Below are 20,807 nucleotides of genomic sequence, written 5' to 3' on the forward strand. Positions count from 1 at the left end.
CAGGGGATTGTTTGGCAAGCTGTCCTGAACAGTTACGCTAAAACGGAGACGGTTTAATAAACTCCGAAAGTCTTCCGCGAAAGGGAACATGGGGTCAAGTCTTGAAATCACGCAATGCGAAGTGGGTATCGGGGAGTGGCCAGCCTACTCAAAACCCCGATGCGTCTCTTTGAAGGATGCCGGGAGGATTTTGCACGTCTAGCCTTCAGGAGGTGATGAGCGCGGTCTGGATCGCCGCGGCGCGCTGGGTGCCGATTAGGCCGCGTGACGCAGATGCAGTTCGATGTGCATGGCCGCCGAGGCGGCCATGTTGACCCGGACCAGCGTATTTAGGCTAAACAGGTGGATCTTGCCGCGCAGGAGGTTGCGGGGGGCAGGGTCATGTTTCCCATTGCGCACTTATGGCTTCGGTCCGTGAGCGGACCGGGCCATGTGGTACATTTGAGACCTAGCCCCGCATTCACTCTGATGATTTGGTCTTGGTGCCCTTTCTCTCTACGGACTGTCGTCCGCCAAGAATCGACCATAAGGTGGAGCATTTGGAAACAAAGATTTGTTCTATTCCGTATTATCGAAGAGATCAATATGAAATTCTCAGAGAACAATCTGTCGACAAAGAAAATTTTTCAATTTCATATGACGAGATGGCTGCAATTACAGAAACAAAACGCTTGTACATGGAAAATAGAGGCTATAAGGTCATAAAGATCAATGTCGATATGGTGGAGTTAATCGAATGGGCGACGTCACAACATTTTAAACTAAACCCCGAATCACGCACCAGATTCGCAATGAAAAAGCTAAAGGAAATAATTTCAAGCCAATCCATCGACGCCTAATTAGTGGGAATAGGGGACGTACCACGAATACGTAAGCGGCAGCTAGTTCGCCCCGAGACCGCGTAACGACGGTGGTATCGTCGCCAAGGGCACGAAAAGCGTCAGCGGCGAGTCGGGCAAGGCGATGAAGCTGTGGTGACGGTAGAAGGCTGCTGCCGATTCGTCCTTTGCGTCCACCACCAGACTGCAGGCGGCGATCTCGGAGCGGACGACACGTTCGAGCGCGTCGGCCAGCAGCGCGCCGCCGAGGCCCTGCCCCTGGAAGCTCCGATCGACTGCCAAGCGCCCCATGCGCACGGCCGGTACCGAAGGATAGCGCGGCAGCTTCTTGGATGACGCGGCCGGGAGGTTGGCCAGCAAGATGCTCGCGGATGCCAGGGTGTAATACCCCGCAATGCGCCCCTCTTGGGTGAGGGCCACGAAGGAGGCGGTCACCCTGCGACGTATATCTTGGGTGATCTGGTGGCGAAAATAGCGATCCAGCATCGCCGAGGCGCTTTCGAAGGTTGTGCGGTCATGTGCGGCTTCGAGCGGTACGATGCGAAACGCCGCGCCGCTCACTCGGCGGCCACCAACCTACGGCGACGCTCGAAAGCACGCTCCAGGGAAGGGGAGGGCGGTGGCGGTGACAACAGGGCCTCTGCAAAGCGTTGCGAATCGGCCTGCGATAGCCGGATGACTTCGGCCTGCTCGATAGCGCGCTGCGCGGCCTCTTGGACGGCCGAAACCACGAAGTCGGTCATGGTGCGACCCTGGATCTCCGCGGCACGCTTGAGCATCGCGTGCAGCTCGGTGCTGATTCGGGCCTCAAGGCGGGCGGTTGAAGTAGCTGATGGCATAAGATATTCCTCCTTGCCCTAATGTACGGCAGATTGCCGCAAAGTTCCATCGCTCGAATCTAGCCCGCGTAGGGCGCAACCCGTGTAAACGGGGCGGAGCAGGGGGTCAAGTCTTGAAATCACGCAATGCGAAGGGGACATCGGGGAGTGGCCGGCCTACTCAAAACCCCGATGGGTCTTTTTGAAGGATGCCGGGAGGAGGTTGCACGTGTAGCCTTCAGGAGGTGATGAGCGCGGTTTGGATCGCCACGGCGCGCTCGATCCCGATTAGGCCGCGTGACGCAGATGCAGCTCAATGTGCAGGCCCGCCGAGGCGGCCATGTTGACCAGCGTATCCAGGCTAAACAGTTGGATCTTGCCGCGCAGGAGGTCGGACACGCGCGGTTGGGTGACCCCCAGTTGCTTCGCGGCTTGCGCTTGCGTGAGGCCCGCCTGGGTCAGATGGTCTTTCAAGGCCATCATCAAGGCGGAGCGCAACCGCAGGTTCTCGGCCTCCTGGGGCGTGTCCTCCAGGGCATCCCAGACACTGGTGAAACGGTCGTGGCTCATGGGGTTCGCTCCTGAATGAGATCCCGATAGCGTTGTTCGGCTACCTGTAGGTCCGCCTGATTGGTTTTCTGCGTTTTCTTCTGGAAGCAGTGCAGGACGTAAACGGCCTCCGGGAATTTCGCGACGTAGAGGAGGCGAAAGGCCCCGCTGGCGTCCCGAATCCGATTCTCTTGAACGCCGGATCCGACCGTGGCCATCGGCTTCCGGTCATCGGGGAGACGACCCTGCTGGAGTTGGTCGAGCTGATACCCCGCTTCCCGGCGCGCGCCGACGGTGAAGGCGCGCAGGTCATCCAGGGCGCTGCCGCGGAATTCAATCGGTTTGGGCGCTGACATTTGACAAACTATACAAAATTTTAGATAAACTGCCAAGGCAGGAAACCGGAGAGCAGCAAAAAGGGGTTCGGAAGAGAGGGGGTCTTGAAATCATGCATTGCATCATTTCAAGACTTAACCCCAATGCCTGCGCTCCCGCCTTGAGTCCGTCGCCGACGCTGGATCCGCCGGCGACGGGGCGACGGCCTATCCGCCTGCTTCGGTGGCCTTGGCTTCGGGCGTCGGCTTTACCCCGGCGTCTTCGTCCGCGTCCTCCGGTTTTGACTGTAGCCAGGCTCCCCCTTTTTCGCCGAGCCACTGGAACATGACGTAGAGCGCCGGGATCAGCAGGATGCCGAAGATCACGGCGAAGAGCATGCCGCCGAGGACGGTGGAGCCCAGGTGGATGCGGGCGTTGGCGCCGGCGCCGGTCGCGAGCACCAGCGGCATGAGACCGATGATGAAGGCGAGCGCGGTCATGAGCACGGCGCGGAAGCGCATGTGCGCGGCGACGAGGGCCGCATCCAGCAGGCTCTTGCCGCCTTCGCGCTGCTCCTTGGCGAACTCCACGATCAGGATGGCGTTCTTGCCGGCGAGACCGATCAAGAGGACCAAGCCGATCTGGGTGTAGAGGTCGTTGTCGAGTCCGGCGAGCCAAAGGGTGACAGCGGCACCCAGGATGGCGACGGTCACCGAGGTCAAGACGGCGAAGGGGATGGACCAGCTCTCGTACAGCGCGACCAGGAACAGGTACCCGAACAGGACCGCCAAGCCGAAGACGGCGATCTCGCCCCCTGCGCTCTGCTGGGCCTCTTGTAGGGAGAGGGCGGTCCATTCAAAGCCGTAGCCGTCGGGCAGGGCCTTTTTCGCGGCCTCCTGCATGGCGGCCATGGCGTCGCCCGCCGAGTGTCCGGGGGCAGGGCTGCCGCTGATCATCGCGGTGAGGAACTCGTTGTAGCGGAAGACGAGGTCCGTCCCCAGCTCCTCGCGGATGGTTGCCAGGGTGCCGACGGGGACCATGGCGCCGCTGGCCGAGCGGACATAGGCACCCGCCAGATCGTCCACCGTCATGCGGGCGTTTTGGTCGGCCTGGACGTTGACCTGATAGGTCCGGCCCAGATAGGTGAAGTTGTTGATGTAGGTGCTGCCGAAGGTGGCCTGCAGTGTATTGAAGACGTCGGCGACGGGTACATCCAGGTACTGCGCCTTGGTCCGGTCGAGCTCCAGGTAGAGTTGCGGGACGTCGGCGCTGAAGGACGAATAGGCCCGGCCGATGCGCGGATCCTGCTGGGCCGTGGCGATCAAACCCTGAAGCGTCTGGGTCAGCTCTGTCGGCGACTGACCGCCGAGCGCCTCGAGCTGCATGGTGAAGCCGCTGGCCTGGCCGAGGCCGGGGATGGGCGGCGGCGGGAAGAGGAACACCGTGGCCTCGGGGATGGCGCTCATCTGCCCCTGGAGGTTTTCGAGAAGACCTTTGATCCGCAGCTCCGGGGTGGTGCGCTCGTCCCAGGGGTCGAGGACGATGACGCCCATACCGCTGTTGGACGAAGGTGCGCTGGTCAGCATGCTGAAGCCCGAGACCGTCATGACGTTGGCGACACCGGGTGTGCGCGAGGCGATCTCCTGGACCTGCGCGAGCACATCCGTGGTGCGCGGCAAGGCGGAGCCGCTGGGCAGACTGACATCGACGAAGAGCACGCCTTGGTCTTCGTTGGGGATGAAGCCGGTGGGCAAGCGCCCGAGCAGCAGCACCGCGGCGATCCCGATCACGACGATCAGCAGGCCCGCGATCGCGGAGCGCCGGGCGAAGATGCGGACGATGCCGACATAGCCATTGCGGGTCTTGTCGAAGCCCGCGTTGAACCAGGCGAAGGGCCCGCGTTTGGCCTCCTTGGGCTTGCGCAGGAAGAGCGAGCAGAGGACCGGGGAGAGCGTCAACGCGTTGAGCGCGGAGATGGCCACCGCCGCGGAGATGGTCAGCGCGAACTGGCGGAACATCTCTCCCGAGATGCCGGGCAGGAAGGCGACCGGCGCGAAGATCGCAAAGAGCACCAGCGTGGTGGAGATGATGGGTCCGGTGACCTGCTCCATCGCCTTGAGGCTGGCGGCCCGTCGGTCCAGCCCCTCTTCGAGCATGATGCGTTGGACGTTCTCCACCACCACGATGGCGTCGTCGACGACCAGGCCGATCGCCAGAACCACCGCGAAGAGACTGATGGTGTTGGCCGAGAACCCCGCCGCGAGCAGGACGACGAAGACGCCGATCAGGGACACCGGGATGGTCAGGGCCGGGACGATGGTCGCGCGCAGGTCCTGCAGAAAGATGAAGACGACCAGGAGCACGATCACCGAGGTGATGCCCAAGGTGAAGACGATCTCCTGGATCGACGCCTTCACGAAGAGGGTCGAGTCATAGATCACCTCGGCCTCGACCCCGGCGGGGAAACGGGTCTTGAGTGTCTCGAGCTCGGCGCGTACCGCCTCGGCGACATCCAGTGCATTGGCCTGCGGCGATTGATAGATGCCGATGGCCGCTGCCGGCTTGCCGTTCAGGTACGAGAGCTGGCCGTAGGATTCGGCGCCAAGCTCGACGCGGGCGACGTCCTTCACGCGCACGATGGCCCCGTCCTCTCCCGTACGCACCACGATCTGCTCGAACTCGCTCGGCTGGACCAACTGGCCTTCGGTCACGATGGCGTATTGGAGCACCTGATCGTCGGCGATGGGCGGGCCGCCGATCTGTCCGAGCGCGGCCTGAAGGTTCTGAGCCTGGATGGCGTCGATGACGTCGCTCGGGGCGATCCCGAGCGCGGACATCAGCTCGGGCTCAAGCCAGATGCGCATAGAATAATTGAGCGGGCCGAAGAGACTGGCCTCGCCGACACCCGGGATGCGCGCGACCTCGTTCTGGATGTTGATGGTCGTGAAGTTGGACAGAAAGATCGGGTCCTTGCTGCCGTCCGGTGAATAGACGTTGATGAAGAGCAGCAGGTTGGTGGACTCGGCCTGGACCGTGATGCCCAGCGCCTGGACCTCTTGGGGCAGCTGCGCGAGTGCTTGAGAGACCCGGTTCTGGGTGTTGACCTGGGCGATGTTCGGGTCGGTGCCGACCTCGAAGGTCACCGTGAGGTTGTAGGTGCCCGCGGAGGAGGCGGTCGATGACATGTAGATCATGCCCTCCACACCGTTGACCTGCTGCTCGATCGGGCTGCCGACGGTGTCGGCGATGGTCTGGGCGTCCGCACCCGGGTAGCTGGCCGTGACCTGCACCACCGGCGGGACGATGTTCGGATACTGAGAGACCGGGATGTTGGAGATCGACAGGAGCCCAGCCACTACGATAATGGTCGAGACCACTGCCGCGAGGCGTGGCCGATCGACGAAGACCTTGGAGATCATGGTCAGCTCCCCGACTTCGGCGCAGCTTGGGGTGTGGTCTGATCCGCGGCGTCTTTCTCGGTTGCCTCAGGCTTGACCTTGTCGGTCTCGCTCGCGGGCGCCGGGGATGTCTTCTCGGATGGGGCGTCGCTTGTACCGTCAGCCTTGGCGCCCGCGGCATCTTCGGTCGCGCCGGATTGGGTCGGTGCGACCACCATGCCGGCCTTGATCTTCTGGATGCCCGAGACGACGATGATCTCGCCCTCCTTCAATCCGGCATCGACGACGAAGCCTGTCCCTATCTGGCTGCCCGTCTTGACGGTCCGCAAGGCCACCCGGTTGTCCGGACCCACGACATAGACCTGTTTGCCGTCCTTGGTTTGGATGACCGCCCCGGCCGGGATCACGGGTTGGCGCTTCTGCTCGGCGGTGTGGATGAGCGCCGTGATGAACTGGCCCGGCAGCAGCACGCCTTCCGGGTTCGGGAAGTCCGCATAGATGGCGATCGAGCCGGTGGTGGCGTTGACCTGGTTGTCGACGAAGGCGATCTTGCCTTTTTGGGCATAGGTCGCACCGGTCGGCAGGATCAGCTCGGGCACATAGTTTTGGAAGTTCTCGCCCGGGGTGCCGGCCGCCTCCGTGACGCGCACGAAGTCGGCACTCGGGATCGAGAAGACCGCGCGGATCGGATCGAGCTGCACCACGGCGGAGAGGATTTTGCTGTTCGGCCCGACGAGGTTGCCGACGGTATAGGCGGTCGCGCCGATACGCCCGTCGATCGGGCTTGCGATGGTCGTGTAGCCGAGGTTGATCTGGGCGGTCTTGATGTCGGCTTGGGCCTGAAGCACGGCGGCTTTGGCCTTGTCGACGTTCGCCTGGGCCATGTCGCGTTGAGCCCGCGACCGGTCGAACTCGGACTGGGAGGTGTCGCCCTTCTTCACCAGTGCCGAGAAGCGCTCGAATTGGGCCTGCGCATCCAGCAGGTCCGCTTCAGACTTGGCGACCTCGGCGACGGCCGAAGCCAGCTCGGCGTTGGCCGCGTCGACCTGGGCCTGGAACGGGGCCTGCTCGATTTGGTAGAGAAGCTGTCCGGTCTTGATCAGAGAACCCTGGTCGAACGCGACCTCATCCAAGAACCCTTCGACCCGCGCTTGGACATTGACCTGCTGGATCGCCTGGATGGTCCCGATGAAGCGGCCGTGGTGGTCCACCAGTTGGGTTTCCACGGCGGCAACCACGACGGCGGGCGGGGGCGGCGTCTTGTCCGAACCCGCGGCCGGCTGATCCGCTGCGAGTGCCGTCGAGCCGACCGTCAGGGTCAGCAACGCGGCGCTCAGCGTCGGCAGCGCCGAGCCGAGCCACGAGCCGGCGAGCCGGCCGGGTGTTCTTGAATGCGTCGTCGTCATGGGCGATGCCTCTCCTTGGGGTACGGGGATTTGCGCCGACATCCTCATCCGGGATGCGGGGGCGGCGGGGAATCGGGCAGGGGGTCAAGCCGGCGACGGGGCAGGGCGGTCCTGTCCGAGCTCCGAGCGATGCCGGTCCGAATGTCTCGGTGCGTCGGCAAGGTGACGGGGATGCTGTCGGCCATGGTGCTCCCGGGGGCGGCCTCGAACGGCCGCATGGTGCAAGTCGCGATGGCGCGGATTGTACAGCGCAGTGCCGCGGGCGGGGGACTGGTCGATGCCGAATCATGCCGGGAGTGCGATAGGGTCGACAGCTTTCTACCGGGTCGATGACGGTTGCCGATCGGACGCGAGAAGTCCGATGGCATCCGCCCCTGTCGGAGCGCCTTGGCCGATGGTATAAACCCGCCTGTCGATGCCTGCTCCGTGTGGGATCGACCGGGCCAATGCAGCATCGCGCCCCGCAGCAGGAGCGCCGCCGCCTCTTTCGTGTCGCGGTCGCTTGATCTCAACCTGTTTCGGCGAGGACATCGATGTCCCCAGCATTGCGCTTCCGTCACCCTTGGCTTCCGGCGTTGATCGCGTCGGGACTGCTGATTGCCTTCGGGCTCGCTCATGCCGCGAGCGATTCCGGTACCGAAACGCCTCCGGCCGAGAAGCCGCCGACCCTCGCTGAGGCGCTGGATCTACCCTCGATTCCGAACGCGCGCTGCCTCAAGTGTCACAACGACGAGGACGAGAAGACCTCCGAGCGCGAAGACGGCACCGTGATCAACATCTATGTGGACCGCGATCGCTTCGAGCACAGCGTCCACGGCAAGCAACCCTGTGTGGGCTGCCACAACACGGTCAAGAAGGCGATCCACGAGATCCCGCTGCCCAAGAGCATCGGCTGCGTGGCCTGTCATCTGAAAACGGCCGAGCTTCAATACGGCAGCTCCGATCCCGAGTACCGGCGGCTCGACGTGGTGCTGTCCCAGATCGACGGCTATATGGCCTCGGTGCACGCGCGGCCCAATCTACTGGATCAGTCCAAGACCAACGCCACCTGCTACGACTGTCACGACGGCCACACCATCGGCACCGTCGGCAGCGCGGCGCGTGCCGAGCATCGCAGCCGGATCCACGAGGTCTGCGGTCGCTGTCACGAGGAGCAGAAGGAGACCTACGCGAAGTCCGTCCACGGAACCGCGGTCATCGAGCACCAGAACGCCGGCTCCGCCATCTGCTCGGACTGTCACACCCCGCACAACATCGACTCGCCCGATCAGACCAAGGTCAAGCTCACCATCACCGAGAACTGCGGGAGCTGTCATCAGAAACAGGTCGAGACCTACGAGAAGTCCTATCACGGCCAGGTGGTGCGTCTGGGTTACACCCACACGGCCAAGTGCTACGACTGTCATGGCAGCCACGGGATCATGGACGTCGACGACCCGGCATCCAAGGTGCATCCGAACAATCGGCTGGAGACCTGCCGCCAATGCCATGAGGGTGCGCCCGAGGGATTCCTCGGCTTTCACGCCCACGGCGACGCCAATGATTTCGAGAAGTACCCGGAGATGTGGATCGCCGCCCGCTTCATGGAGGTCCTGATCATCGGGGTGTTCCTCTTCTTTTGGACGCACATGCTCCTGTGGATCTATCGCGAATGGCGCGAGCGCAAGGAAGGCAAGGGATATCGCGTCGACCCCGACAATCCGCCGCAGGTCTATTTCAGACGCTTCAGCGGCGGCTGGCGGTTGGCGCACGGTGTCCTGGCTATCGCCGTCATGACCCTGGTCCTGACCGGCACGGCCGTGCTCTTCGCCGAGCAGGCCTGGGCGCAATACGTCATGAATCTGCTCGGCGGGCCCAAGGTTGCCGCGGTCATCCACCGTGTCGCCGCCGTGACCTTCGCGACCGTCTTTTTCGGACATCTCATCGTCGTGATCGTCAACATCGTGCGCGCCGGCAAGGGCTTCCGGTGGTTCGGTCCGACCTCGATGGTGCCCAATTGGCAGGACATCCGCGACATCGGGGCCATGTTCAAGTGGTTCTTCGGGTTGGCGCCGCGGCCGAAGTTCGACCGCTGGTCCTACTGGGAGAAGTTCGATTATTGGGCGCCCTTCTGGGGCATGATGATCATCGGCCTGAGCGGTCTGATGCTCTGGTTTCCCACCGTGACGGCGTCCTTCCTGCCCGGCTGGGTGTTCAACATCGCGACCATCGTGCATGCCGAGGAGGCGATCCTGGCCGCGGTCTTCCTCTTCACCGTGCATTATTTCAACGTCCATTTCCGCCCCGAGAAGTGGCCGATGGACATCGTCATGGCGACCGGCGCCGTGCCTCTGGATGAGTTCAAGCACGAGCACGCGCTCGAGTACGAGCGGCTTGAGGCGAGCGGTGAGCTCGAGAAGTATCTGATCAAGCCGCCGACCGAGCGAGCACGTCAGGCCGGGCGCAAGGTCACCGGCTGGATGATCATCATCGGCTTGATCTTGGCGGTACTGGTGCTGAAGGGGTATTTCGACGTTTTAAGCGGGCACTGAGCGGGCCTTAAACCGCGCCCAGCGCGATATGCGTCGTTTGTTGGATTGGCTTGACCGCGCCGGCGCCGACACGTGTCGGAGCCGGCGCGGTTTAAGATATTAAAAAATATACACTTCTGAACCGCGTCCCCGCTAAGGACCGTGGATGCACCAAAACGTCGAGCTTCCGAAAAGTTTACGACGCTCATGGGATTTGACCTGTGCTGTTTATAGCACAAGTCTAGACGACGTCGTTGTCGGGCGCGAGGGCCGCACACTGCCGATACCGGATCCCGGATCACCGTCAGGACCCCGGCGAGCGCGCGATGCGGAACCCGATGCTGCGATGGTTGAATCCGGGGCCGACGCGGCAGCGGTAGGCCGAGCGCATATAGCCGGCATAGCCGTACCACGAGCCGCTGCGCATGACCCGTTTCGCGCAATCCCCTTCCAGCCAGGCGCTGCCGTCGGTGGGCGCGCCGTCGAAGCCGCCGTTCCAGCAGTCCTGGGTAAGCTCGTTGACGTTGCCGTGCATGTCGAGTAGACCCCAAGGGTTCGGCGGATAGCTGCCGGTCGGCGCCGTCCGGCCGAGATTGACGTCGGTCGGTTGGCCGCATCCGGCATACTCGAAGGTGCCGTCGTAGTTCGCCTGATCGGTCGTGATACAGGCACCGGTGCTGAAGGGCGTCGTGGTGCCGGCGCGTGCGGCGTACTCCCATTCCGCCTCCGTGGGCAGTCGGTAGCCCTTGCCGGTGAGGCGATTCAACCAGCGTAGATACTCCTGGACGTCGTCCCAGGAGACGTTGATCACCGGGCGATCGCCGCGGCCCCAACCCTCGTCGGACGGGTTCTTGGTGCAGCCCTGGTCGAGCACGCAGGCATCCCAGTCGGCGAAGGTGACCTCGCGTTCGCCGATCTCGAAGGCGGGAACACAGACCTCGCGTTGCGGACCCTCGTCGGGGTCGCGCTCGGGCTCCTCGGGCGGACTGCCCATCAGGAAGCAGCCGGCGGGGATGGAGACCATGGCGATCTCCGGGGCGAGGCTGAGCTGCAGGGTTTGCTCCGTTCCGGCGGCGACGAAGACCTCCTGCTCGGCCGGGTCGAAGCCGTCGCGGCGGGCCTCGATGCGGTACTCGCCCGGGGCGAGATGGATCAGGAAGGTCTCTTGGACCGTGCTCGGCGAGGTGCCTTTGCGCTCGCCGTCGACAAACAACCGCGCGTCTCCGGGGATGGTGAAGATGCGCACCGCGCCGGTCGTCTCCGCGGCGAGTGGCGTGCCGGACAAGAGCGCGGCGATGCCCAAGAGCATGATCGTTGAATGGCGCACGGGATGAATCCCTCGTGTTCGGGTTGGGGGGATTGAACGCTGTGGTGGACCGCCGGCGGACCGGACTGCGCGGCATCACGGCTTGCGGATTCTAAACCGCGCGTCTTCCTGCGTCTGTGCCTGTGCGATAATCCGTGCCGATTTTCGAATCTTCACATCAGCCTGGATGACGATTGGCGACATGAGCTTTCCCGAGGTCAAGACCGGCAGCCGGCGTCCGCCGTCCTGGCGCGAGCGTCTGCATGCCTATGTGTTGCTGGTGCGCCTGCATCGGCCGATCGGTATCTTTCTTCTGATGTGGCCGGCGCTATGGGCCTTATGGCTGGCCGGGGACGGTCAGCCTCCCTGGCAAGTGGTCACGGTCTTCGTGCTCGGGGTCGTGTTGATGCGCTCGGCCGGATGCGCGATCAACGATTTTGCGGATCGTGACTTCGACGGGCATGTCGCGCGCACCCGTGAACGACCGTTGGCGACCGGCACGGTCTCTCCGCAGGAGGCGGTGGCGATCTTCGTGATCCTCTCTCTCGTTGCGTTCGGACTCGTGCTCTTCATGAACTGGCAGACGGTGGCCCTGTCGGTGGTCGCGGCCCTGCTGACCCTGATCTATCCATTCATGAAGCGCTTTACCCATGTGCCTCAGCTGTTTCTCGGCGCGGCCTTCGGATGGGCGATTCCGATGGCCTTCACGGCCGTGACCGGCAGCATCCCGGGCTACGCGTGGCTCTTGTTCGTCGCGACCCTGATCTGGGCGCTGATTTACGACACCCAGTACGCCATGGTCGATCGCGAGGACGATCTGAAGATCGGCATCAAGTCGACCGCGATCCTCTTCGGCGAGCACGACCGTCTGGTTATCGGGCTCCTGCAGGTGTCGATGCTGGGTCTGTTGGTCTGGATCGGGCTGCTGGCCGAGCGCGGGTTTTTCTTTTACGGCGGTTTGGCGGTCGCCTCGGGGCTTGCGCTCTATCAACAGGTGTTGATTCGGGAGCGGGCGCCGGTGCCTTGCTTCAAGGCGTTCCTGAACAACAACTACTTCGGGATGGCGATCTTCGTGGGCTTGGTCTTCGACTACGCCTTCGCCGTTGCGGCTTGATCCCGGCCGGACCGGTGGGCCGGGATCCCTGCTTCGGGACTCATTGTGCGGGATAGGATGCCTGGTGCTCGTCTTCGATGACCCGGGCCTCGGCGTTCGGGAAGCGTGCGACCACCCAATCCGGGAGCTTGGCCTGATTGGCGTGATAAAGGGCATCGGACTCGATGATGATCAAGACGAGGACCGTAGCCATCACGGGCAGGATCCCGACGCCGATGACCAGCGCCCAGACCGCCTCCTTCATCATCCCGCCGTAGGTGTAGCCGATCCAGCCGAGCACGACGGCGCTCAGGAGCAGACCGAGCATCACCAGGAAGATCCGGCTGCGTTTCGCGCAGACCTGCCAGTGACACATCACATACCAGGAGTCGCGCCCGATGCCGCGCTTTGCGCGCCAGAGCGTGAAGGCGAGGATGCTGAAGGAAATGGCCGGGATGATGGCCATGACCCAGGGAAAACTTCCGGCCAAGCCGCCCATGGCGACCGCAAGCAGGATGTGGTTGGCGATCAGGTTGGTCAGAAACAACTCGTGTGGAATGTTGGCCTTTTTGATTTGATCCGGGCTGATTTCGAAGCGCATGAGACGGGTGACCTGTTCGATTGCTCGTTTTGATAGGGCCGGGTGCACCGATCCGTGATGATGCGCCCCGATGCAGAGAGATGTGTCGCCGGTGTTCAGTCGCTTGAGCGGCTGCAAATGGATCGCGGCGGACACCCTGTTTTCGCTTTGCGTGCTGATTCATGCCACGGACGGCGAATCATCGGCCTCTTGTCAGACGCGCCTGACTGAACAGATCGGGCACTGCGGATCGGAAGGCAAGCGCAGGCTACGCCACTGCATGAGCGCCGCATCCAGCAGCAAGAGGCGCCCGAACAGCGGCTCTCCCAGTCCGGTCAGGATCTTGATTGCCTCGGTCGCTTGAATACTGCCGATGATGCCGACCACCGGGGCCAAGACGCCGTTGGTCGAGCAGGTCTCGTCGATGCCGCCGTCACGCGGATAGAGACACTGGTAGCAGGGTCCGCCGGGTTGGCCGGAGAAGGCCGTGACTTGGCCCTCGAGACGGATCGCCGCGCCGCTGACGAGCGGGATACCGGCAGCCACACAGGCCGCGTTCACGGCAAACCGCGTCTGGAAGTTGTCGCAGCAGTCGAGCACCAGGTCCACGTCGGCGACGATGTCCGGAAGCGTCTCCTCGACGAGACTGCGCTTGACGGTGACGAGCTCCACGTCCGGGTTGAGCTCGGCGAGCGCGATGCGTGCAGACTCCGCCTTGGGTCGGCCGATATGAGCGGTCGTGTGGATGATCTGGCGTTGGAGGTTGGACAGATCCACCGCGTCGAAATCAGCCAGCACCAGCCGCCCCACACCGGCCGCGGCGAGATACATGGCCACCGGCGAGCCCAATCCGCCGAGTCCGACCACCAGGACGCTGGATGCCCGCAACCGCTCCTGACCCTTGATCCCGAAGTCGGGCAGCAGGATCTGGCGGCTGTAGCGCAGAAGCTCGGCGTCGGTCACGCGGAGCCTACAAATACCGCCGCCAATGCTCCGGCCGATCGTCCCGACATCCGTGCTCGATCAGCTCGTAGCGCTTGGCGAAGACCTTCTTGGTGCAGTTGCTCTCGCCGTTCGGACAGCCGCAATTGGCGCGGAAGGTATCTTCCGTGTAGTAGTAGAGCGCACGCCTGACACGGTAAATCAAACGGTTGTCGATGTGGAGACCCAGCTCGGTCAGGGCCTCTTCGATCTCTTGAAGGCGGGTCACGAGGACGTCGTAGGTGACCCGGAGAAGGATCGGTGCGACGGGGTCGGTGTCGAGGATGCCGTCCACATCCTTCAGGAACCGTGCGGCGGTCGCGGCCTGATGCGGATCCGGATGGATCTCCTGAAAGGGGATCTCGCGGGACTTGATGCGGTCGGCGTCTGAGATGTCCATGGTATCCTTATGCTAATCGCGGTACTCGAATTCTCAAAGCGGAATCCTGCCGACTCGATCGCTGCTCGATCGAGCCGGGATGTTGCTCCGGTCGGCGCTCGACGCGAGGTTGTTCGGAGTCGAGCTGTTTTCGGCATCCGCGGCCGCTTGGCCGGGGCTGCGCTCGATCCCGTGTCCCGTGCCGAGGCCATCCGTAACCAGTCACGGAACAGCGTATGACCGAAAGAGATCTTCCCGACGCCGATCTTGCACCGCGGCAGGTGCCGAGTGCCGAGCGTACAGAAGCATCCGGCCGGGATGTTCATTTCGGGCGCCCGATCGGCGTCGCTGTCAGGCTTCGAAGCATCCTCTTTTTCGTGCTCTACAACCTGATGGGGATTGTTCACAGTCTCGCCAGTGTTGCTGTGGCCCCATTTCAGACCTTCGAGCAACGTTATCGCTTCGTCAACCTCTGGACGCAAGCGACCATGTGGTTGTTGCGTCGGCTCAACGGTGTCGAGATCGAGGTCAGCGGGTTCGAGAATATTCCGCCGAACGAGCCGGTGGTGGTCTTGGCCAATCACCAAAGTCAGTGGGAGACCTTCTATCTCCAATTGCTCTTCACGCCTCAGGCGACCGTGCTCAAGCGCGAGCTCCTCTGGGTGCCTTTCTTCGGTTGGGCACTCCTCCTGCTGCGACCGATTGCGATCGACCGAGGTCAGCCGGGTCAGGCATTGAAGACGCTCTTGCGGGTCGGTCAGGAACGGCTTGCGCAGGGTGTCAGCGTGGTGATCTATCCGGAAGGCACGCGTCAACCGCCGGGGCAGCTGGGGCAATTCAACGCCGGAGGCGCCATGTTGGCCTGTCGTGCCGGACGACGGGTCGTCCCGATCGCCCACAATGCCGGCGACTGCTGGCCGGCCCGTTCGCTGTGGCGCTTCCCGGGCACCATCCGGGTCGTTATCGGAGAGCCGATCGATTGCGCGGACGAGACCGCGAAAGCGGTGAACGAGCGTGCCGAGGAGTGGATTCGCGCGACGCTCGAACGCCTCTGAGGAACGCGCGGAGGTTGCATCCACGAAAAAGGCCGGGCCGCTGAAAAGCGGCCCGGCCTTTTTTGTCGAAGACGCGATCCGGTCAGTTCGTGATCGGTTCGCGCCCCTCGACGACCGCAACGTAGTAGGGGCTGGTCTCCAAGAGCTCGAGCACACGCGGATCCGCCAACGCGTGGGCGATCTGCTCCAGCTCGGCGCTCGCGAATCGACCGCTCGGCGAGGCATCACCCCGGACGCAGGTATCCGGCACGACCTCGTCGGACGACTGGTGCAGCCGTGCCAGCATGTGCTCGGCCATAAGCTCTGCGGCGATCCGGCGCTGCTGTTGGTACCAGTCGTGACCGGCCTGTGTGGCGAAGCTGCGTTCGTTCTCGAAGCTGCCGTCGAGGCTGATTGCGAGCGGGTGGGTGTCGGCGATCGCGGCGGACGAGCCGACCAAAGTCGCGATCAAGAGGATCGAAGTTGATTTCATGAGTCTTTGCTCTGCTATAAATTAAGTTAATGCTAATATACTGACGGTTGGAGTCTGAGTCAAGTAGTCGGGAAATGGGCCGGCAGCGACGTGCCTCCAGCCTCCAGCCTCCAGCCCCCCGCCCCCGCCATCAGCTGTCAGCCAGAGGGTATGGTTGGCTGTCCTCTGCAACGGGTGCCAGTGAGCCTCGAGAGTCGGATGGCACCAGCATCGGGCAGTCCAGCCACGGTTTCGGATGCAGGTCGAACATTGGCTCATCCGCCAAGCGATCGACCGCCTCTCACATAACACCGATGGCCCACGCCGTAAGTCGTGTATGGAGGTCCGGAAGCTGATGGCTAATAGCTGATAGCTGGAGGCAGGAAGCAGGAAGCAGGAGGCAGGAGGCAGGAGGCTCCAAGTCACACGCGCGCAAGCGTCAGTCGATCGTGGCCGGCGAGGTCGGTTCGGGTGCTCGGCGCCTGCAGGCCGGCGTCGGCGAGGATTCGGCGAATATCGCTGCCTTGGTCGTAACCGTGCTCGAGGAAGAGCCATCCGCCGGGGCGCAGGCAGCGGCGTGCATCGGCCGCGATGGTGCGATAGGCATCCAGACCGTCGCCGCCGGGGGTCAGGGCCTCGCGTGGCTCGTATCGGAGATCGCCCCGGGTCAGATGGGGATCGCTGGCGGCGACGTAGGGCGGGTTGCTCGCCAGGGCATCCAGGCTGGCGGGCGCGAATGCGTCCGACCAGTTTGCCCGGAGCAGGGTCACGTTTCGCAGGCCGAGCCGGATGATGTTCTTGCGAGCGACCTGGAGCGCGGCGGCAGAGCGATCCGTCGCGACGACTTGCCACGCGGGTCGCTCGGCGGCCAAGGCGGCGGCGACGGCGCCGCTGCCGGTGCCGAGGTCGGCGACCCTCAGGGGCGCGTCGGCGCGGAGAGATTCAAGCGCCGTCTCGACCAGCAGCTCCGTCTCGGGGCGCGGGATCAGGGTGGCGGGTGTGACGAGGAGCTCCAGGCTCCAGAAGTCCTCTCGACCTCTGATGTAGGCGATGGGCTCGCCGGCTAGGCGGCGGGCGAGCAGAGCGGCGAAGCATGCGTAGGCATCGGGTGGGACGGGGTGGTCGGGCCAGGCGAAGAGACGGGTCCGCGACCAGCCTGTCGCTTCGGTCAGGAGCAGCTCGGCCTCCAATCGAGGCGTGCTCTCGGGGAGCGCGGCGAGCGCCGCTGTCGCGTCCTTTAGCACGGTGTCGACGCGCAGCTCGGCCGCGCGTGCCGTTCCGCCGGGTGCTGCTGTGGACTCCGAGCTAGCCCCGTCCGGTTCGGTCTCAGCCATGCATCATCGCGGTCAGCTCCTCGGCCTGATACTCCTGCAGCAGCGGATCGATGACCTGATCGAGCTGGCCCGTCATGATCTCGTCGAGCTTGTAGAGGGTCAGGTTAATGCGGTGGTCGGTCAGTCGGTTCTGGGGGAAGTTGTAGGTTCGGATCCGCTCGGAGCGGTCGCCGCTGCCGACCTGGAGCTTGCGCGATTGGGCCTGCTCGGACGCCTGAGTCGCGCGTGCGCCGGACAGCAGCTTGGCCTGGAGCAGCGACATGGCCTTGGCCCGGTTCTTGTGCTGGGAACGTTCTTCCTGGCACTCGACGACGATCCCGGAGGGCAGGTGGGTGATGCGGATTGCCGAGTCGGTCTTGTTGACATGCTGACCGCCTGCGCCCGACGAGCGGTAGGTGTCGATGCGCAGCTCGGCCGGATTGATCGCGATGGAATCGATGGCGTCCGCCTCGGGCATGACGGCGATGGTACAGGCCGAGGTGTGGACGCGCCCTTGGGACTCGGTCTCGGGGACGCGCTGTACCCGGTGCGCGCCGGGCTCGAACTTGAGGCGCGAGAAGACGCCGTTGCCGATGATGCGCACGATCACCTCTTTGTAACCGCCGAGCTCGCCGGGGCTCTCGGCAATCGGCTCGACCTGCCAGCGCATCAGCTCGGCATAGCGCAGATACATCCGCAGGAGATCTCCGGCAAAGAGTGCCGCCTCGGCGCCGCCGGTACCGGCACGGACCTCGAGAAAGACGTTGCGCTGATCGTCGGGATCCGGCGGGACGAGGAGGCGATAGACCTCGGGCTCGAGCTGCTCGCGCCGGTCGTTCGCCTCGGCCATCTCCTCGCGGGCGAGTGCGGCCATCTCGGGGTCGGCGAGCATCTCCTCGGCCGCGGCCACGTCGAGCTCCGCCGCGCGATACCGATTGTAGGCCTCGATAAGGGGCTCGAGCTGGGCATATTCGCGGCTTAAGTCGCGGAAACGGTTCTGATCGGACTGGGTCTCGGATTCCGCCAGCAACGCGACGACCTCGCCGAAGCGCTCCGAGATGCGCTCCAGCTTGCTTCGGATGGATGGGTTCATTGAGTGGAGATGGCGCGGTTCGGGTCGAGCTGGAAGAGCTCGTTGGCCGCCACCAGGATCTCCGCCTCGCCCTCACGCGCGGCTTGGCGCAGGCGCGAGCTGGGCGCATGCAGCAGCTTGTTGGTCAGGGTGTGGGCGAGATAGTTGAGGACTTCGGCCGGCGGCTTGCCGGCGTCGAGCTGGCGCTGGGCGCGCGCAAGGACATCGTCGCGAAGCTCTTCGGCGCGTTGGCGATAATCCTGGATGAGCCCGGCGGCATCGAGCGAACGCAGCCACGCCATGAACTCGTCGGCGTGGAAGGCGATGATGTCCTCGGCCTGGGCGGCGGCCGCCTGACGCGAGCGCAGCCCTTCGTCGATGACGCCCTGCAGATCGTCGATGGTGTAGAGATAGACGTCGCTGAGCTCCCGGACCTCGGGCTCGATGTCGCGCGGCACCGCGATGTCGACCATGAACATCGGACGATGTTTGCGTTTCTTCAACGCGCGCTCGACCGTGCCTTTGCCGAGCACGGGCAAGGGGCTGGCGGTGGAGGCGATGACGATGTCGCCCTCGGCTAGGTGGTTGCCGAGCTCGGTCAGGGCGATCGCGAAGCCGTCGAATTGCGAGGCGAGCTCATGGGCGCGCTCGACGGTGCGGTTCGCAACGATGATGCGTCCGATACCGGCGCGGTGCAGATGGCGGGCGGCCAGCTCGATGGTCTCGCCGGCACCGATCAAGAGTGCGGTCTGTTGGGAGAGGTCGCTGAAGATCTGGCGTGCGAGGTTCACCGCGGCAAAGGCGACCGAGACCGGGCTGCTGCCGATCGCCGTCTCGGTGCGGACGGTCTTGGCGACCGAGAAGGCATGCTGGAAGAGTCGTCCGAGCAGCTTCCCGGTGGCGGTGCAGTCGGTTGCGGTCTGGTAGGCGTTCTTCACCTGACCTAGGATCTGCGGCTCGCCCAGGACCATCGAGTCGAGCCCGCTGCACACCCGCAGCAGGTGGGTGACCGCATCGCGCCCGATGTGGGCATACAGGAAAGGCCCCACCCGCTCTTGGTCGACCCCGTGGAAGCGGCTCAGCCAGTGTCGGGCCGCCTCTTCGGAGCAATCCTGCACCGCACAATAGATCTCGGTACGGTTGCAGGTGGAGAGCACGACACCCTCGGCGATACCGTCGCAATTGGTGAGGTCGCGCAAGGCGCCGACGATGATGTCGGGGCCGAAGGCGAGCCGCTCGCGGACATCGACCGGCGCCGTCTTGTGATTGAGTCCGAGAACAAGCAGCTTCATAGTTCTGAGGATGTCAGGTGGTGATCCTCGCGATTGTCCGACTTTCGGGGGGCGATGAAAACCCACCGACGTCGATCTTGTGGTTTTTCGGGTGTGGGAGGAAGGAACTGCTTCGCTATACTGGGCTCTCACGATCACAATCGTTGTTGGATTGGCTTTTGCCGGATCATACACATGCCACGCTCGTTTCTGCTTTCCACTGTCGGCGGGTTCTTTGCCGTCTTGGCGCTTCTGTCCGCGGGCGCGTTCGCGCAGATCCCGGATCCCGTATCGAGCCCGGCATCGCCCCCGGCGCCTGCTGGCCCTCCGCAACCCGAGCGATCCGCCGACACGCCGGCCGATCGCCCCGAGGCCGATGCGGCTGATCTCTCCGGGGGTATGGACGCCGATCAGATCTACGCGGTCCTGGTTGCCGAGATCGCCGCACGTCGCGGCGATATGGACACCGCCTTCACCTACTATCTGGAGGCGGCCGACCTCACGAAGGATCCCCGCCTGACCGAGCTGGCCGTGCGTTCAGCCATCACTGCGGGCAACGGTGCGGCGACCGAGGAGGGATTGCGGCGTTGGCTGGACCTCGACCCCACCTCGAGGGGCGCGCATCAGATGGGCGCCTTCTCCCGCATCAAGGCGAACGACCACGAGGGGGCGCTCCTGCACCTGATGCGCCTCGTGCAGCTCTCGCCGGATGATCCGGACGCGGCATTCGGACAGGCCGCCGCCATTATTTCGCGGGCGCCGACGCCTGCGGCCCGTGTCGGACTGATGCAGGCGTTGGCCGACCAGTTTCCGCAGAGCGCGCATGCGCAGCAGTCGCTCGCGATGGTGGCGGCCAGTGCGTCTCAGCTCGAGATCGCCGATTCTGCCGCACGCCGGGCGCTGGAGCTGAGTCCGGAATGGAACAAGCCGAGACTGTTTCTGGTGAAGCTGTTGATCTCCTCGGACAAGCGCGGCGAAGCGCGGTCGTTGCTCGAGGAGTATCTCGCGCTCAGTCCCGACGATCAGGTGTTGCGGATGCTGTACGGACAGCTCCTCGTCGAGGAAGAAGAGTTCTCCAGCGCGCGAGACGTCTTTCAGCGCCTCCTCGACAACCGTCCGAAGGAGCCGGATGTGCTGTTCGCCGTCGGCGTCCTGTCGTTGCAGCTCGAGGATACGGAGGGAGCGCGTATCTATTTCACGCGTCTGTACGAGACCGGCGAGCGTCGAGACGACGCGGCTTTCTACCTGGGGCAGGTCGAGGAGCGTGCCGAAAATCCCGAGGCCGCACTTGCGTGGTACAGCAAGGTCAAGGGCGCGAATGCGGTCGATGCGCAGATCCGCACGGCATTGCTGAGTGCGAAGGGCGGCGATGTACGGCGTGCGCGCGAGATCCTTCAGCAGTTGCGTGACCGAGGGCCCGAGAACGCCGTTCTTCTCTACCTGGTCGAGACCGAGATCCTCGAGTCGGTCG

General features: G+C 63.9%; 19 protein-coding genes. 4 read left to right on the forward strand and 15 right to left on the reverse strand.

All coding sequences use genetic code 11. The features are described 5' to 3' along the window. Window positions 1-255: 255 nt before the first annotated feature. The 7 genes from VLR48_RS09285 to VLR48_RS09315 form a co-directional block, all read right to left on the reverse strand. Window positions 256-399, reverse strand: coding sequence for a hypothetical protein (locus tag VLR48_RS09285; RefSeq protein ID WP_325291511.1), 144 nt, complete (start codon window positions 397-399; stop codon window positions 256-258). Window positions 400-881: 482 nt separating this feature from the next. Beyond that, window positions 882-1,400: a GNAT family N-acetyltransferase gene (locus tag VLR48_RS09290; RefSeq protein WP_325291512.1), complete on the reverse strand. Its 519-nt coding sequence runs from the start codon at window positions 1,398-1,400 to the stop codon at window positions 882-884. Further along, complete coding sequence (locus VLR48_RS09295) at window positions 1,397-1,678, reverse strand: DUF1778 domain-containing protein (protein ID WP_325291513.1); 282 nt, start codon at window positions 1,676-1,678, stop codon at window positions 1,397-1,399. The genes VLR48_RS09290 and VLR48_RS09295 overlap by 4 nt, the downstream gene beginning before the upstream one ends. 267 nt (window positions 1,679-1,945) lie before the next feature. Further along, entirely contained in the window at window positions 1,946-2,227 is a 282-nt protein-coding gene (locus VLR48_RS09300) for a helix-turn-helix domain-containing protein (RefSeq protein ID WP_325291514.1), read from the reverse strand. Continuing rightward, window positions 2,224-2,562: a type II toxin-antitoxin system RelE/ParE family toxin gene (locus VLR48_RS09305; RefSeq protein ID WP_325291515.1), complete on the reverse strand. Its 339-nt coding sequence runs from the start codon at window positions 2,560-2,562 to the stop codon at window positions 2,224-2,226. Before VLR48_RS09305 ends, VLR48_RS09300 begins: the two co-directional genes overlap by 4 nt. A 186-nt stretch (window positions 2,563-2,748) precedes the next feature. Then, a complete protein-coding gene (locus VLR48_RS09310; protein WP_325291516.1) occupies window positions 2,749-5,940 on the reverse strand; it encodes a multidrug efflux RND transporter permease subunit in 3,192 nt (1,063 codons plus the stop codon). 2 nt (window positions 5,941-5,942) lie between these two features. After that, window positions 5,943-7,325, reverse strand: a complete 1,383-nt coding sequence (locus VLR48_RS09315) for an efflux RND transporter periplasmic adaptor subunit (RefSeq protein WP_325291517.1) — start codon at window positions 7,323-7,325, stop codon at window positions 5,943-5,945. A 533-nt stretch (window positions 7,326-7,858) separates the two neighbouring features. Between VLR48_RS09315 and VLR48_RS09320 the strand changes: the two genes are divergently transcribed. Next, on the forward strand, window positions 7,859-9,856 hold the full coding sequence (locus tag VLR48_RS09320) for a cytochrome c3 family protein (RefSeq protein ID WP_325291518.1): 1,998 nt from the start codon (window positions 7,859-7,861) through the stop codon (window positions 9,854-9,856). Window positions 9,857-10,139: 283 nt separating this feature from the next. Here the strand turns inward: VLR48_RS09320 and VLR48_RS09325 are convergent, their stop codons facing one another. Beyond that, complete coding sequence (locus tag VLR48_RS09325; protein WP_325291519.1) at window positions 10,140-11,162, reverse strand: formylglycine-generating enzyme family protein; 1,023 nt, start codon at window positions 11,160-11,162, stop codon at window positions 10,140-10,142. Window positions 11,163-11,343: 181 nt separating this feature from the next. Here VLR48_RS09325 and ubiA point away from each other — a divergent pair, with 181 nt between their 5' ends. Continuing rightward, entirely contained in the window at window positions 11,344-12,255 is a 912-nt protein-coding gene (gene ubiA / locus VLR48_RS09330; protein ID WP_325291520.1) for a 4-hydroxybenzoate octaprenyltransferase, read from the forward strand. Window positions 12,256-12,295: 40 nt separating this feature from the next. On the opposite strand, the gene VLR48_RS09335 is transcribed toward ubiA, so the two are convergent. The 3 genes from VLR48_RS09335 to VLR48_RS09345 form a co-directional block, all read right to left on the reverse strand. After that, entirely contained in the window at window positions 12,296-12,835 is a 540-nt protein-coding gene (locus VLR48_RS09335) for a hypothetical protein (protein ID WP_325291521.1), read from the reverse strand. Window positions 12,836-13,027: 192 nt separating this feature from the next. After that, the gene (locus VLR48_RS09340) at window positions 13,028-13,777 is read right to left on the reverse strand and encodes a molybdopterin-synthase adenylyltransferase MoeB (protein ID WP_325291522.1); all 750 of its coding nucleotides are present in this window, start codon (window positions 13,775-13,777) and stop codon (window positions 13,028-13,030) included. A gap of 7 nt (window positions 13,778-13,784) precedes the next feature. Continuing rightward, window positions 13,785-14,195 carry a hypothetical protein gene (locus tag VLR48_RS09345; RefSeq protein ID WP_325291523.1) on the reverse strand — a complete coding sequence of 137 codons (411 nt, stop codon included), beginning with the start codon at window positions 14,193-14,195 and terminating at the stop codon, window positions 13,785-13,787. Window positions 14,196-14,410: 215 nt separating this feature from the next. Between VLR48_RS09345 and VLR48_RS09350 the strand changes: the two genes are divergently transcribed. After that, on the forward strand, window positions 14,411-15,229 hold the full coding sequence (locus VLR48_RS09350; protein WP_325291524.1) for a lysophospholipid acyltransferase family protein: 819 nt from the start codon (window positions 14,411-14,413) through the stop codon (window positions 15,227-15,229). 82 nt (window positions 15,230-15,311) lie between these two features. Here VLR48_RS09350 and VLR48_RS09355 read toward each other — a convergent pair whose 3' ends face one another. From VLR48_RS09355 to hemA, 4 genes are all read right to left on the reverse strand, one after another. After that, entirely contained in the window at window positions 15,312-15,701 is a 390-nt protein-coding gene (locus VLR48_RS09355) for a hypothetical protein (protein ID WP_325291525.1), read from the reverse strand. Between the two features lie 401 nt (window positions 15,702-16,102). Beyond that, window positions 16,103-17,014: a peptide chain release factor N(5)-glutamine methyltransferase gene (gene prmC, locus VLR48_RS09360; RefSeq protein WP_325291526.1), complete on the reverse strand. Its 912-nt coding sequence runs from the start codon at window positions 17,012-17,014 to the stop codon at window positions 16,103-16,105. Beyond that, window positions 17,007-18,086: a peptide chain release factor 1 gene (gene prfA / locus VLR48_RS09365; RefSeq protein ID WP_325291527.1), complete on the reverse strand. Its 1,080-nt coding sequence runs from the start codon at window positions 18,084-18,086 to the stop codon at window positions 17,007-17,009. Before prfA ends, prmC begins: the two co-directional genes overlap by 8 nt. Continuing rightward, window positions 18,083-19,357, reverse strand: a complete 1,275-nt coding sequence (hemA, locus tag VLR48_RS09370) for a glutamyl-tRNA reductase (protein ID WP_325291528.1) — start codon at window positions 19,355-19,357, stop codon at window positions 18,083-18,085. The genes prfA and hemA overlap by 4 nt, the downstream gene beginning before the upstream one ends. 174 nt (window positions 19,358-19,531) lie before the next feature. Here hemA and VLR48_RS09375 point away from each other — a divergent pair. After that, window positions 19,532-20,807: tetratricopeptide repeat protein (locus tag VLR48_RS09375; RefSeq protein WP_325291529.1), on the forward strand; the 1,276-nt coding region annotated here is incomplete at its 3' end.

Origin of the sequence: Thiocapsa sp. (assembly GCF_035467215.1) — a bacterium.
In the GTDB taxonomy this organism is placed as follows: Bacteria; Pseudomonadota; Gammaproteobacteria; order Chromatiales; family Chromatiaceae; genus Thiocapsa.